Origin of the sequence: Aquimarina litoralis (genome assembly GCF_039523995.1) — a bacterium.
Taxonomy (GTDB): Bacteria; Bacteroidota; Bacteroidia; order Flavobacteriales; family Flavobacteriaceae; genus Aquimarina; species Aquimarina litoralis.
Window position 1 is genome coordinate 122,873 of record NZ_BAAAGE010000001.1, and the last position, 15,766, is coordinate 138,638.

8 protein-coding genes are annotated in these 15,766 nt (G+C 34.1%); 5 read left to right on the forward strand and 3 right to left on the reverse strand.

What is annotated here, in order from left to right; genetic code table 11:
- Nucleotides 1-27: 27 nt before the first annotated feature.
- The 3 genes from ABD077_RS00400 to ABD077_RS00410 form a co-directional block, all read right to left on the reverse strand.
- Nucleotides 28-1,293, reverse strand: a complete 1,266-nt coding sequence (locus ABD077_RS00400; RefSeq protein ID WP_343909400.1) for a TolC family protein — start codon at nt 1,291-1,293, stop codon at nt 28-30.
- A 10-nt stretch (nt 1,294-1,303) separates the two neighbouring features.
- Entirely contained in the window at nt 1,304-4,999 is a 3,696-nt protein-coding gene (locus ABD077_RS00405) for an efflux RND transporter permease subunit (protein WP_343909402.1), read from the reverse strand.
- Nucleotides 5,000-5,106: 107 nt separating this feature from the next.
- Nucleotides 5,107-5,523, reverse strand: coding sequence for an HYC_CC_PP family protein (locus tag ABD077_RS00410; RefSeq protein WP_343909404.1), 417 nt, complete (start codon nt 5,521-5,523; stop codon nt 5,107-5,109).
- A gap of 140 nt (nt 5,524-5,663) precedes the next feature.
- Between ABD077_RS00410 and ABD077_RS00415 the strand changes: the two genes are divergently transcribed.
- The 5 genes from ABD077_RS00415 to ABD077_RS00435 all read left to right on the forward strand — a co-directional run bounded on the left by ABD077_RS00415 (nt 5,664) and on the right by ABD077_RS00435 (nt 15,761).
- Nucleotides 5,664-6,119, forward strand: coding sequence for a GAF domain-containing protein (locus ABD077_RS00415; RefSeq protein WP_299605761.1), 456 nt, complete (start codon nt 5,664-5,666; stop codon nt 6,117-6,119).
- Between the two features lie 166 nt (nt 6,120-6,285).
- On the forward strand, nt 6,286-7,302 hold the full coding sequence (locus ABD077_RS00420) for a GntR family transcriptional regulator (RefSeq protein ID WP_343909408.1): 1,017 nt from the start codon (nt 6,286-6,288) through the stop codon (nt 7,300-7,302).
- Between the two features lie 287 nt (nt 7,303-7,589).
- Entirely contained in the window at nt 7,590-10,661 is a 3,072-nt protein-coding gene (locus ABD077_RS00425) for a SusC/RagA family TonB-linked outer membrane protein (RefSeq protein WP_343909410.1), read from the forward strand.
- 20 nt (nt 10,662-10,681) lie between these two features.
- Nucleotides 10,682-12,271 (forward strand): RagB/SusD family nutrient uptake outer membrane protein, encoded by a 1,590-nt coding sequence (locus ABD077_RS00430; RefSeq protein ID WP_343909412.1) that lies wholly within the window; start codon nt 10,682-10,684, stop codon nt 12,269-12,271.
- 106 nt (nt 12,272-12,377) lie between these two features.
- Nucleotides 12,378-15,761 carry a VCBS repeat-containing protein gene (locus ABD077_RS00435; protein ID WP_343909414.1) on the forward strand — a complete coding sequence of 1,128 codons (3,384 nt, stop codon included), beginning with the start codon at nt 12,378-12,380 and terminating at the stop codon, nt 15,759-15,761.
- The last annotated feature ends 5 nt before the right edge of the window (nt 15,762-15,766 follow it).

Genomic DNA, 15,766 nt, shown 5'->3' on the forward strand with positions numbered 1-15,766 from the left:
GACTATATCTTTTATTATGGGTTTGTTTTATCTTAAGTAATTTAAAATTGCTGTTTGTTTAAAATATTGAGCTATTGCTTTTACTTTCTCATTTTCGAAATTTAATAGCATTTGCTGTACATCCAGTATTTCTTCAAAATCTAACTGGGTAGTTTCATAACCTGATACAATAATTTGCTCGGCTTGTTTTGCTTGTTCGATATTTTTTTGCTGAGTATCATAATTAATTCGAGCTGTAATTCTATTATTTATTGCTTTTTCCATCATATTTTCTAAACTATTTTGCGAAGCTTCTCTTTTTTGATACACCTCTTCTTTTTGAAGTTCGTATTGTTTAGATCTAGAAGAATGTTTTTTGGAAAAAATAGGTATCGAGAGTGATAAAGAAGGCATTACTATATCTTTCCCATTATCCGAAAAATCAATATTTGGTCTTTCTTCAACTATAACATAATCCAAACCAACACCAATTGATGGTAAGGCTTCTTTCGTATTCACATCTTCTTTTTTATCTAACAAATCGTTCAAAAAATCGTAGGTCATTAATTCTGGATGAAATGTAATATCATCTAACATCATGGTTGGTTCTTCATCCGGAATAAACAGATTGTCAGGCACAATCAGCGGATCAAAACCATCTCTATGCAAAAGTTGATTCATAACGGTTTCCGAAGTAAGAATTTCACCCTTTAAAATTTCCTTTTCGTTTTGAAGATTATTTTTTGCAATATTTAGTTTTAATACATCTACGGTTGAAGCTCTATTGTTTTCAACTTCCTTAAGCGCAATCTTTATGTAGGTATCCAGCAATTCTTCTTGTTTAGTCAATACATTTTGTCTTGCTTTTAGTTCATATAAATTGTAATACGCTTGTTCTACTTGTAAGGTAATTTTTCTAATCGCAATTTCTAGTTCATTTTTAGAAACCTCACTCTCTAAAGATGCTGTTTCTTTTCTTGCCTTGATAGTACCAAACCAAGGTAAGCGTTGTTGTGCACTAAACTTTGCTTTTTGTGCACCTGTTCTAGTTTCTGGCTCACTAACAAAATACCCTGTTCCGATAGTTGTATTTGGTAGTCCTCCTACCTCATTGACTCTTTCTTCACTAACTTTTAAGGCATTCCGAAAGGCTTTTAACTCGGGATTATTTTCTTTTGCTTCTTTTATATAATCTTGTAGCGTTTGCGATTTTACCCCTTGAAAGAATAAAAACAACAAACCACAACTTATAAGTGTTTTGAGAGTTATCCAAGGAATCATATTTTGAAAAAAAGTTATCTTTCTTAAATTCATTTTATTCTTTTTATGCGTCTTTCTCAATTCTATTTTCTTTTTTTAATACAAATTCTTGTTGCCAACTGAATAAGATCGGAACTACAAACAAAGTAATCAAAGCGATAAACATTCCACCAAAACTTGGAATCGCCATTGGTATCATAATATCACTTCCTCTTCCTGTTGATGTTAGTATTGGAAGCAACGCCAAAATGGTAGTTGCTGTAGTCATTAAACAAGGTCGTATTCGTTTTTCACCAGCCTGTATTACAGACTCATGAATTGCTTTGATAGTTACAGGGTGATTTTTCTTAAAAGTCTGTGTTAGATATGTTGCCATAATAACTCCGTCATCGGTAGCAATTCCAAACAATGCAATAAAACCAACCCATACAGCTACACTTAGGTTTATCTTCTGTATTTGAAACAAAGATCTTAGATTATCACCAAATATATCAATATCCAAAAACCAACCTTGACCATATAACCAAATCATTAAAAAACCTCCTGCAAAAGATACGATCACCCCCATAAACACCATCAGAGAAGTTGTTATAGACCTAAACTGAAAATACAAGATCAAGAAAATACTAAGTAAGGTTAAAGGAACAATAATAGAAAGTGATTTTTCCGAACGTAGTTGATTTTCATAAGTTCCAGTAAACTTATAATTGATTCCTTTTGATTTTATTAATTCACCACTATTTATCTTCTCTTGTAACACTTTTTTTGCATTTTGTATGACATCTATTTCTGCATACTCAGCTACTTTATCAAACAACACATAACTGACTAAAAAAGTATCTTCACTTTTGATAGCCTCAGGGCCTTTTCCGTATCTAATTGTTACTAGTTCGCTTAAAGGAACTGAAGTGCCTTGCCGAATAGGAATATATATATTCTTTAAATCCTCTGGATTAGCTCGTAGTTCTCTAGGGTATCTAACTCTAATATCATATCGTTCTCTACCTTCTACTGTTTGTGAGACTTTTTTACCTCCTAAAGCAACTTCCAGCTCTTTTTGAACCTTTTCTACAGATATTCCATACTTTGCTATACGATTTCTATCGAGCTCTATCAAAAGATAAGGTTTACCAACTACTCTATCAGCAAAAACTGTCTCCGTTTTAATTCCCTTTACCTCTTTTAAAACAGTTTCTAATTGCAATCCAAAACTCTCTATTAATTTTTGATCTTGCCCTTGTATTTTTATTCCCATCGGTGATCGCATTCCTGTTTGAAGCATCACTAACCTGGTTTCTATAGGCTGTAATTTTGGAGCAGAAGTAACTCCTGGTAATTTGGTCACTTTGGTGATCTCTTCCCAAATATCATCGGGGGATTTTATATGGACTCTCCAATTTCTATAAAATGCTCCATCCTTATCAGGAATTAGTTGTTCTTTTGTTGCATTGGGACTAGCAACAAAACTTCCATTTTTTAATTCGAAAAGTCCGTCATTATTTATTTTAAACCTTTGTGGTTTTCCTTCTGCATTTATAGCAAACTCAGGTTTATAGATGATAACATTCTCATACATCGATAAGGGAGCTGGATCAAGTGCAGAGTTTACTCTTCCTGCCTTACCAACTACTGTTGCTATCTCCGGAATGTTTGCTACTGCCATATCTAATTGTTGCAGCACTCTTTTATTTTCATCGGCTCCAGCATGCGGCAATGAAGTAGGCATTAATAGAAACGTTCCTTCATTAAGCGAAGGCATGAACTCTTTACCTAAAGATTGAAAAATAATAACTCCACAAATTACAATCGTTATCGGCAGCGACATAAATAATAACTTATTACGAAGTGCCCAGTTCAACATACGAACATAATACTTCTGAAACAGAAAGAAACTCCCTATTAGACCTGCACATAGGAACACAACAAAAATCAAATTCCAAAAAACACTTTTATCAATTCCAAGAGGTCTCCAATGTATAGCTAACAGAAAAGCAACCGTTATCCCAGAAACAATGATATAGATGTTATTTGTTGTTTTTTTAGAAATCTTATCTGTGGTGTAAAGTATTTGAACAAGGCCAAAGACAATAAGTACTATACCCAAATACAAATTATTAAAAACACTTATTAAACCTAGTATAATAAGAACAAATTGAATTAGATAATTTATTCCTTTTGTTATGGAACGTTTTTTAAACAAAAACGCTGCAAAAGGAGGTATTAAGAACAATGCAATTACAATCGAAGCAATTAGCGCCATGGTTTTGGTAAAAGCCAATGGTCTGAAAAGTTTTCCTTCTGCCCCTATCAACATAAAAACAGGCACAAAGCTTATAATCGTTGTTAATACAGCTGTTAAAATTGCACTTGACACCTCTGTAGTGGCATTATAAACAACTGTATTAATGGGTAATTCGTCCTTATTCCTCTTAATATGTCTAATAATATTTTCTGAAAGTATGACTCCAACGTCAACCATAGTACCAATTGCAATTGCTATACCTGATAGGGCTACAATATTAGCATCTATCTTACAAATTTTCATCATGATAAAAACTATTAAAACTGCCACAGGTAATAAGGTCGAAATCAAAATGGAGGCACGTAAGTTCATTAGCATCATCAACACTACGAGTATCGTAATAAGTACCTCCAGCGTTAAGGCATCTTTTAATGTCCATAACGTCTCTTTTATCAATTCAGATCTGTCATAAAAAGGCACAAGGGTTAACTGAGAGGTTCTCCCATCTTTTAGTGTTTTTGACGGTAATCCAGAACTTAGTTCTTGTATTTTGTTCTTTACATTACTTATTACTTCCATTGGATTAGCACCATATCTTGCTACTACCACACCTCCAACAACCTCTGCTCCTTCCTTATCTAAAATACCGCGTCTTGAAGCTGGTCCAAGTGAAATCTTTGCAATGTCTTTTATACGGATAGACACATAATCTTTAGAACGCACTACCGCATTTTCTAAATCATTTATTGACTTAATATATCCTAAGCCTCGGACAAAATATTCTGCTTGATTAATTTCCAACGTTTGTGCTCCTATATCACGATTGCTTTCTTTAACCGCGTTCACAACCTCTTGTAATTCTATGGAATATTGTTTTAGCAATTCAGGATTTACATCAATTTGATATTCCTGCACATACCCACCTATGGAAGCTACTTCTGCAACGCCAGAAGACGAGGATAAAGCATATTTAACATAATAGTCCTGAATACTTCTTAATTCCTGCAGATCCCAACCACCTGTTACGTTACCGTCTGCATCTCTTCCTTCTAACGTATACCAAAATATCTGCCCTAAACCTGTAGCATCAGGCCCCAAAGAAGGTTGAACTCCAAAAGGTAACAAGCCATTAGGTAAAGAGTTTAGTTTTTCCAAAATGCGACTACGACTCCAATAAAACTCCACATCCTCTTCAAAAATGATATATACATAAGATACTCCAAACATAGAAGAGCTACGAATGGTTTTAACACCAGGAACTCCTAATAAAGCACTTGTTAAAGGGTATGTTATTTGATCCTCTATATCTTGTGGGGATCTTCCTTTCCATTCTGTAAAAACGATTTGTTGATTCTCCCCTATATCAGGAATTGCGTCTACCGAAATGGGATCGCTTGGTAAAACGCCTAAATCCGAAGAAAAAGGAGAATATACCAACCCAAAGCCTACAAAAATAAATAGGAGTAATAACGCTATAAATTTATTTTCTATAAAAAACTTAATGCATTTGTTAAGCATACATATAAAATTTAGTCTATTATCAGTTTTATTTGCTTGCTATAAAACAACCAAAGATTCGTATCAAACAAAACCTAGTTTTGTCCAACAAACAACAATAGCCTAAATCAAATTAAAAAAGTCTCGAATAAGATTTGTACATCCTTATACCTTTCGGGAGGAGAATACTCTTTTGGAATATATGCTTTTTCCTTATGCAAAAGGAAAAGATCTGCAAAAGAATAAAAGAAAGAAGTTATAAATAATTGATCAGAAAACTCTAATTGATCAAATGATACTTTGAGTTCATCCTGACCTTCTAAAACTACAATTTCATCTTTACAACATGATTTTTTTTTCACATGATCACCCGGTGAATCTTCATGGTCCATCATATCCATACCACAATCTTTAGCTTTTGAATATACCGCTACGTCCACTAAGAAACGACCACAATAGTGTTTCTCTACAATAAAAGAAAATGTAGAAATAAGCACTAAAGATGCTAATAAAAGAGATGATATTTCCTGAAAAAATTGTTTCATTGATAAAACAAAAATACATAATATTTAAAGAATTGCTGTTTTTTTACATTTCCCTTAGAAACTTTTAACAAAACAATACCATTCTAAAAATCTGTCAATCTTAAATATTTTAAATATTTTAGCCGGAAAAATTGTAAGGAATGCCATTTGAAAAATTAAAGCCAGAAGTTGTTAATATACTTGATAATTCAGAAAAAAATGTAACCGATCGCCTTCATGAAGTTTGTAAATTACTGAATGATCATATTGATTATTATGATTGGGTTGGTTTCTATTTTAGAAATGGTGATAAGGAGGAATTAAAGCTTCGCACCTATGTTGGTGAGCCAACAGATCATGAAATAATACCTTTTGGAAAAGGAATCTGTGGACAAGTAGCAGTATCGAATGAGAATTTTGTTGTCCCCGATGTTCAAGCTCAAGATAATTATATTGCTTGTAGCTTTACAGTGAAATCGGAGATCGTAATTCCGTTGTTTAAGGATGGTGAAAATATTGGTCAAATAGATATCGATTCGGAAACTCCAGATCCATTTACAGAAAAAGATGAAAGATTTCTTGAGTTTGTAAATCAAGAGGTTGCTAAAATTTTATAATAGTAGTTTTTACTTTCTAGATACATAAACTTCAATAGTCAATTCTTCTTGCAAGTCAGAAGTGATGAAGCTTAGATGCCTATAACGAAAACTAATCCATTAAGTAAAATTTTTGGAATCTATGAATTAAGTTTAATTTTATACGTATCAGAAGCTTACTATAATTATGTCTCCATTACTTCAAAAAATATACGACCTACAAGATATCAATAGCCTATCAAAACACGAGCAAATCGTTAACGGTATTATAGACGCAATTGATGCTGGGGTATTGAAAGTAGGAGATAAACTTCCTTCTATTAATGAAATGGTTTCAGAAGTAGGATATGCACGAAAAACTTTTGTGAAAGCCTATACTGAGCTAAAGGAAAGAGGGCTTGTAGAATCCAAAAATCTAAAAGGTTATTATATTATTAGTGAAGAAACGAATGTTACCTTAAAAGTAGCATTGATTTTATTTGCATTTCATAGTTTTCAAGAAGATTTTTACAATACCTTTAGAAAAGAACTTGGTAAGAAATACCATATTGATGTCTTCTTTCATCATAATAATCTTAGTTTATTTAAAACAATCTTAGACAATATATCTCGTAAATACGGAATGTATGTAATCGCCCCGATACAAGAAGAAGAAGTTCCTGCCATGCTAAAGCAGATTCCACCAGATCGATTATTAATTGTGGATCGTTACTTAAAAATGCCTAAAGACTATTCTTATGTTTCGCAGGAATTTGAAGATATTACCTATCAAAAATTAGAAGAACTTACTCCACAGATAAAAAAGTACGACAGATTTGTGTTATTCTTCAAAAAAAATTCTGACTTCCCTCCAGAGATTTTAGCAGCTTTTAATAGATATGTTGATAATTATCAAATCAATGGAATTGTATTAGATAGTTATGAACCGAATACACTTAAGAAAAGTACTGCCTACTTTTCTATCAGTGATACTCAACTCTGGAAGGTTTTAAAAGATGCTCGAAAAATGGAGTATCGAATTGGAGCAGATATTGGTATTCTGGCTCATGATGATAATATTGTGAAAGAAATTGCCTTTGGAGGTATCACTACGATCTCCACCGATTTTACGTTAATGGCCAAAAAAGCTGCTCATTTTGTAAAAGAAGGTAATCCTATCAAAGAAATTACACCGACCTATTTAAGACAAAGAAACTCTTTATAGATACATAATCTATTTTGGTTTTACCTTCCTTTTCGAACCATACTACAAAGGGAATATACCTCTCTTTTAAATTTAGCATATCTTATTAAACACCAACTTAAACTATTTCATATATCTAATTTTTCACATGTTTAATTGCGAATAATTCAAAATATAGCGCAATAAAATTTTGATATAAAAATAAATATCCTACTTTTGTATAGTAGCATAGAGTATCATAGCATAATATATTCTTTACTCAAATTTTGTCGAAAAGACAGAAAATCATTAACAAACACACAAATCATATGAGGCAAAAAATATGTAATCGTATAATGATGTTGCTGCTTGGATTAAGTACTACCTTAATATATGCGCAACAAACTGTTTCTGGAACAGTAACAGAACCTAACGGTCCTTTGCCGGGAGCAAATATCTTGGTAAAAGGAACCACCAATGGAACAACTTCAGATTTTGACGGAAAATACACTTTAGACAATGTAGCTCCTGATGCTATACTTATCTTCAGCTATGTTGGTTTTATCGCTCGGGAAATTCCTGTAAATGGTCAAACCACAATAGATGCTCTATTACAAGAAGATGCTGCGGCATTGGATGAAGTAGTTATTGTTGGATACGGGTCACAATCCAAAAGAGATGTTACAGGAGCAATATCTCAGATTAAATCAGAAGACATTAACCAAGTAGTAACAGCGAACCCAACTGCCGCTTTGCAGGGAAAACTTGCGGGAGTGCAGGTTGAAACTGCCGGTGGTGCTCCTGGTAGTCCAGCCAATGTATTTGTTAGAGGTGTAAGCTCATTAACCAATTCTTTTCCGCTCTATGTTGTTGATGGTACTATTACAGACAATATCAACTATCTAAACTCTAAGGATATTGTCAATCTTCAAGTATTAAAAGACGCAACTTCTGCAGCAATCTATGGATCCAGAGCTGCTAATGGAGTTATTATCGTAACTACCAATAGAGGGAAACAAAATGCCAGCCCAACAGTAAACATAGATGTAAGAAGTGGTGTTAACACGCAATCTAAAAGATTAGACCTACTAAATGGCCCAGAATATATTGCTTTTCTAAATCAACGAAGAATTAACGATGGTCAACCAGGTGACATCGCGGATCCAGGTATCAATACAGATTTTCAAGATCTAACCATCAATATGGGAACCATTCAAGATTTTGGTTTCAATATCTCTGGAGGCGGTGAGAATTCTAAGTACTTTTTTAGTGCCAATTATTATGATGAAGAAGGACTTCTTATAAGCGAGGAGTTTAATCGAAAGAACGCTCGCTTAAATAGTGAATTCAAATTAGGTCAACTAAAAATCCAAGAATCATTTGGTTTTTCTGAAAACCGATTCACCCGAAATAATGCCTTCGGAAATCAAGGAGGAACAGTTCCTATAATTCGTCCTTTTGCTCCAGAAAACGATGGAGGTTTTGAAGCGATTAGTGATCCTGTATTTGGAATTGGAGGAACTAATAAATTTGCCAATGCTCAATTAGTTAACGATCAAAATATAGAACGCAATTTCTTAGGTAACATAAATATTTCCTATGAAATCATAGAAGGACTTACTGCAAAACTTAATTTCGGTACTGAGTATACAAGTTTTTATCGAAACACTTTCCAACCTACATTTTTTCAGAGTAATATAGATAGTGAAGTTAATGCAAATCCCCTCAATGACCTTACCGAAGTGCGAGGAGAACGCTATGCCACTAACGTAGAACCAACACTGAATTACAAAAAAAGTATTGGTGATCATAACTTTGACCTTCTTGCTGGAGGTGCTCGCCAAGATATTACAACAAACACACTGGCAATTTATGCAGAAGGACTACCAAGTAACAATATCACCAATATCGCACAGTTTACTGATAATATTATAAATTCAGGTGGTGGGCGTTTTGATAATAAATTGTTCTCCGTTTTTGGACGTGTTAACTACAATTACAAACAAAAGTATTTACTTACGGCTATCGTAAGACGTGATGAAACTTCTTTATTTGCAGATGGTTTTAATACTGGAACCTTCCCTTCCTTCTCTGCAGGATGGGTGGTAAGTGATGAAAATTTCTTTAATCAAGAAGGGCTGTTTAATTACCTAAAAGTAAGAGCTGGATATGGAGAATTAGGGTCTCAAAATGTTGATCCTTTTTCTAATCAATCCGTAGTAGAACCCAATTCTCCTATTACAGTTGGTGGCGCTGCAGGACAAATTCCAGGATTTGCTATTACTAGTTTGGTCGATCCTACACTAAGTTTTGAAACTTCAACTACTATCAATTTCGGTATTGATACCTCATTATTAAACAATGCTTTAAAATTAAGTTTAGATTACTTCAATAGGGATAATGAAGATGTTATACAAGCAGTGGCTATTCCTGACTCCAACGGATCCGTGAATCCTGTATTCCAGAACGCATCTTCTATTAATAATAAAGGTTTCGAATTCGAAGCTGCGTATAATTATGACACCGGAGGTGATTTAACTTTTAATGTAGGCTTTAATATTTCTGCTATTGATAATGAGTTAACTGATTCTCCAAACCCTATTGTTGGACCATCCTATAATGAAGAAGGATTAAGAGCAAACCGTTTCGAAGTTGGACAACCTTTAGGATTTTTCTTTGGGTTTAGAACCGATGGTATCTATAATAGCCAAGCAGAGATTGACAATGATCCTTTTCTTGCAAACGATCCTGATCGTAGAGCATTACTACAACCTGGAGATTTTAGAAGAGTTGATATTAACAACGATGGAATTATAAATGATGAAGATCAAACATATTTAGGAGATCCAACTCCGGACTTTGCTTATGGTATTAATCTTTCTGTAAATTATAAAAATTGGGATCTTGGTGCTTTCTTTAATGGTGTTCAGGGAAATGAAATTTATAATGTTACCAAATTCTTTGGATACTTCTTCCTAGATGATAATAAACTAGGAATTGTAAGGGATGCTTATACTCCAGAAAATCCTAACACCAATCTTCCAAGAGTAACCACACAGGATACTGCAGGGAATCAGCTTCCTTCGGATTTCTTTGTCGAAGACGGTTCCTTTTTTCGTCTTAAAACCTTAGAAATAGGGTACAATTTAACCGATCTTATTGGAAAGAAATGGGTTTCTAATGCTAGAGCATTCGTAAACGTTCAAAACTTATTCACAATTACCAATTACTCAGGTTACGATCCTGAAATTGGTTCTAACAATAGCGGATTAGGAACCAATAGAGGATTCTTTGGTTTTACACCTTTAACGAGTGCTGACTCTGTTTTTGACAGAGGATTAGACGTAAGAGCACAGCCTAGACCACGTACTTTTACTTTTGGTTTACAAATGTCTTTTTAAAAAAATAAAAAAATATACTAATGAAAACGATTAAAAAAATACTACCTCTTATAATGTTGCTACTTTTTGTCGCATTCTATTATAGTTGTGATGAAGAAGATCTTAATATTTCGAATCCAAATAACGTAGCAGAACCAGAGTTTTTCCAAACGGAAAATGATTTTAGGTTAGCTGTTAACGGAATGTACCACCCTATTACTGCAGTTTTATTCTGGGGCCGTGTAATTCATACAGGTGCTATGCTTCGATCAGATGCTTATAATGTTATTCCGTTTCAACAAAATACCACTATGTCTACTTTAGAAGGACAACCGGGTATCTCGAGATGGGCAGTGGATTTATATCCACAGTTATATCAATCTATTGCAAGAGCGAATAAAATTATTGAAGAAGATGCCAGTAATAACGTGTTGTCGGGTGATGTACAAAATGAAATATTAGGACAAGCACATTTTCAACGTGCATTTTGCAATTGGTATTTACTAAACCTATTTGGAACAGCTCCACTGGTTATGAAAACTCCGGATCCTCAAAATCCAGAAGAATTCTTCCCATCGAATGCTACACCTGCTATGTTCAATGATGCAATCATTGCAGACCTAACCGAAGCTATTAACAGACTGCCTCAGTCTTGGGGAGAAAACGACATAGGACGACCCACCAGAGGATCGGCACTGGCTTTGCGCGGTAAAACATATTTATATTTAGAAAATTGGACAAATGCTATTGCAGATTTCACAGAAGTAACCACTTTAGGGTACTCTCTACTTCCATCTGATAATTATGGGGATAACTTTTCATCAAACCCAACGTTAGAAAACAATTTAGAATCTGTATATGAGCTTCAGTATGTGGCGCAAGATAATTTTGTATGGGGAGCAGACGCGCCACTTACTGGATCTCAGTCTAACTGGCACATTGATTATTCTCCTCCACACGTAAGTTTAGATCAGGGACATGTAATCAACCCACATATACTTCAAGTTTTCGAAGACAATGGTGATGTAATAAGACGAAATAGAACAATTGCCTTTGACTATCCCGGAGCCACTGGATATGGTGGAGCCCCTTTTACAGAGGACTTTGCACCAAGTATAGAAGTAGCACAAAATCTTGGAGTTCCTGCACTATTCTCAAGAAAATATGCAGGTTTGGACGAAGGCTTGTCTAGTGCTGAAATTCCTGGCTTTGGACATACTTTGGGGACCAATTGGAGAATTATTCGCTACGCTGATGTGTTATTAATGCTCGCTGAAGCGCTAAACGAAAATGGAGCTACACCAGATGCTATTCCCTTTATTAATCAAGTTAGAGAACGTGCACAAATCTCTTTATTACCTAATACCCTATCTAAAGAAGAAGTAGAACAAGCCATTATTGATGAACGTATCATGGAATTAACTGGTGAAGGACATCGATTTTTTGATTTAGTTCGTTGGGAATTGGCTGATGATATTTTAGGACCAGGTTCTACAGTTGCTGAAGGACGTCATCCAAAATCATTAGCTGGACCTGCTGCCGTATTTACAACAGGACAGGATGAGCTTTTATGGATCCCACTATCCGAAATACAAGCTAATCCTAATTTAAACCAAAACGATGGATACTAAACGCAATACGTAAACCACAGTTTGATTGTAATATTTAATTGTTTTAGTTAACCAAGCAAACCTTAACCACAAGTTTGCTTGGTTTTTAAAAATTCAGAAAGATTCCTTGAAAAAAATCCTCATACATATCTGCATTATCGTTTTGTTTTTTAGTTGTAAAAATAAAACCAATCAGGATTATTTATTTACACAACTACCTGCATCAAAAACAGGCATCCAGTTTCAAAATACTATCACCGAAGATGATAAGATCAACGCCATAGATTTTCAGTATTGCTATAATGGTGGTGGTGTAGGTATTGGAGACTTTAATAATGATGGATTACCTGATATCATTTTTACAGGAAATCAAGTATCTAGTAAAATTTATCTTAATCTTGGAAATATGAAATTCCAAGATATTTCGGAAGCATCTAATTTTTCTACCTCTTCCTGGATAACTGGTATTAGTATTGTGGATATCAATGCTGATGGATGGGATGATATTTATTTGAACGCAGGAGGCTCAGATTGCAATAATAACTGTAACAACCTTCTTTATATTAACAAAGGCGTAAATCAAAAAGGCATTCCAAGTTTTGAAGAACAAGCTAAAATTTTTGGCTTAGATGATGGCAACTATAGTCAACAAACTATTTTCTTTGATTATGATTATGATGGAGATTTAGATGCTTACATAGTACATAATGGTAATACGAAAAGGGATAGAAACACACCTATACCCAAAAAATATCTACCCGATCATTTGTCTGATTATCTTTTAGAGAACACAACAGATCCAAATACCAATCAAATCTATTTCCACAATATCTCTGATAGTCTAGGAATTACTCATAAAGGATTCGGCCTTGGCGTGGCTATCAATGATTTTAACAATGATCATTGGCCAGACATATATGTGAGTAATGATTTTATAACTAATGATCTACTCTACTTAAATAAAGGTGTTAATGAGCAAGGAATACACCTCGGGTTTCATGAAACAAACCAACAAGTACTATCTAAGCAAACGTATAATGCCATGGGAGTAGATGTAGGAGATATTAATAATGACGCTTTACCCGATATATTGGTATTAGACATGCTTCCGAATGATTACGAAAGGCAGAAAAAAATGTTGGCAGCTAACAATTATGATAAATACCTCCTTTCTCAAAGGAATGGATATACACCGCAATACGTCCATAACACACTACAACTTCACAATGGAACCGTTTCGAATAAAATATTACCAACCTCCGAAATTGGTTTTGCCTCTGGAATAGCAAGTACCGATTGGAGCTGGGCTCCGCTAATAGCAGATTATAATAATGATGGAGATAAAGATATCTACATCACTAACGGTTATGTAAAAGATATCACGGATTTAGACTTTATCAACTACTCCGAAAACAATAATATTTTTGGAACACCAAACGCACGCAAGGAAAAATTTAAAACTCTAGTGGATCAATTACCTGGGATTCACCTTTCGAACGTATTTTATCAAAATAATGGGAATACGAAATTTACAGATGTATCTTTACAATGGACAGAAAGTATAAAAACCTATTCTAATGGTTCTGCTTATGCGGATTTAGATCTAGATGGAGACTTGGATTTAATCGTTAACAATATTAATAGTCCCGCATCTATACTAGAAAACCACACTTCAGAAAAGAATAAAAAGTTCCTTAGAATACAACTTAAAGGAACTTCTAAAAACAAGCATGGCATTGGATCCAAAATTATATTATGGGAAAAAGGACAGGAACAGACACAGTATCAATCGGTAGTTAAAGGGTATTTGTCATCTGTAGAACCTATCCTCCATTTTGGGATTTCTTCAGAAAAAATAGATTCGATACAAGTGATTTGGCCAGATCAAAGTTCCCAAACAATCAAAGATATACAAGCTAATCGAACCTTATCTATCAACTATGAAAAAAGCTCATATAAGCAACCTATTAAAGAAGAATTTTTAAGCTTTAAAAAGGATCTTACTGTCTTTCCTTATTTACATGAAGAAAACTTCCTAAATGATTATCTACAACAATCATTACTAAGTCATCAATTTAATTCATTCGGCCCTTGTTTAAGTTCAGCAAATATAGATACTCAAAAAGGTGATGAGATTTTTATTGGTGGGAGCAAAGGAAAACCAGGTGTTCTGTTTAAGGAAAATCAAAATGGAATATACCAACCTATTCAACAATTTGAAACGGATTATGAAGATACAGCCTCGATATTTATAGATATAGATCAAGATGGAGATAATGATTTATATATAGGTAGTGGAGGTAGTGATGCTGGAAATAGCACAAAACTCCTTAAGGATCGAATATACCTAAATAATGGAAGTGGTTCATTTTCAGAAAAACAATATAACGTGCTTTCAGAAATACAAACCAACACTAGCTGCATTGCCTCTAATAATGTGACAAATGGATTACAACATATTTTTATTGGTGGAGGTGTGCAACCAGGAAAATATCCGCTCTCTACCCCTAGTTTTTTAGTAACAAACAAGAATGGTACTTTAACAAAAGGCCACAGTACAGCATTTTCAAATACTGGAATTGTTACTGATGCGATATGGGCAGATATAAATAATAATAAAAACAAGGAATTAATTGTAGTAGGACAATGGATGCCTATTATGATGTATCATATCCAAGACGAGAAAGTAGAAGAAATCCCTGTACAATGGGAAAATAAGGATGGAGAAGTTATAAAGTTATCAGGATGGTGGAATGCTATAGCTCTAGAAGATTTTGATAACGACGGTGATCTGGACATACTTGCTGGAAATCAAGGGATGAATAGCTTCATACAACCTACTTTTGATCAACCATTGTATGTCTACAAAAGAGATTTTGATCAAAATGGAAGCATTGACCCTCTGTTAGCCCAATACTTTGAAACTACTGAAGGTATTTCTCTTAAACCTGTTCATACCAGAGATGACATTATGAAACAGATTGTTAGCCTGAAAAAGAAATATCCTACTTACCATGATTTTGCAAAAACAAGCTTTCAAGAATTATTAAGTATAGAGAGCCTAAAAGAAGAAACGTTCCACGCCAACATATTTCAATCTATTTATGCGGAAAACATAGGGAATAATACTTTTAGAGTTTCTTACTTACCGAATGTCTGCCAGCAATCTCCTATAAACGATTTTCTGGTAGATGATTTTGATAAAGATGGCTACAAAGATGTTCTCATTGTGGGAAACAACTACTCGGCAGAGGCTAATTACGGAAGACACGATGCTATCATTGGCATATACCTAAAAGGCACTAACAACGGATTCATTCCTATACATAATACTAAAAGTGGATTTGTAGTGGCCAAACAGTCTAATCATATTATTTCTGTACAAAATAAAAATGAGGAGAAACTAATTATAGCTACCCAGAACAATGATAGCGTCGTAGTACACCGCTTAAACAATCAAAAGATGAACTCTCTGGCAATTAAACAACCACACTTGGATATCAACGAATAGAGGAA

Bases quoted from the DNA above. Each gene is read 5' to 3' on its own strand.
- ABD077_RS00400 (WP_343909400.1), bottom strand. From the start codon at position 1,293: ATGAATTTAAGAAAGATAACTTTTTTTCAAAATATGATTCCTTGGATA.
- ABD077_RS00405 (WP_343909402.1), bottom strand. From the start codon at position 4,999: ATGCTTAACAAATGCATTAAGTTTTTTATAGAAAATAAATTTATAGCG.
- ABD077_RS00410 (WP_343909404.1), bottom strand. From the start codon at position 5,523: ATGAAACAATTTTTTCAGGAAATATCATCTCTTTTATTAGCATCTTTA.
- ABD077_RS00415 (WP_299605761.1), top strand. From the start codon at position 5,664: ATGCCATTTGAAAAATTAAAGCCAGAAGTTGTTAATATACTTGATAAT.
- ABD077_RS00420 (WP_343909408.1), top strand. From the start codon at position 6,286: ATGTCTCCATTACTTCAAAAAATATACGACCTACAAGATATCAATAGC.
- ABD077_RS00425 (WP_343909410.1), top strand. From the start codon at position 7,590: ATGAGGCAAAAAATATGTAATCGTATAATGATGTTGCTGCTTGGATTA.
- ABD077_RS00430 (WP_343909412.1), top strand. From the start codon at position 10,682: ATGAAAACGATTAAAAAAATACTACCTCTTATAATGTTGCTACTTTTT.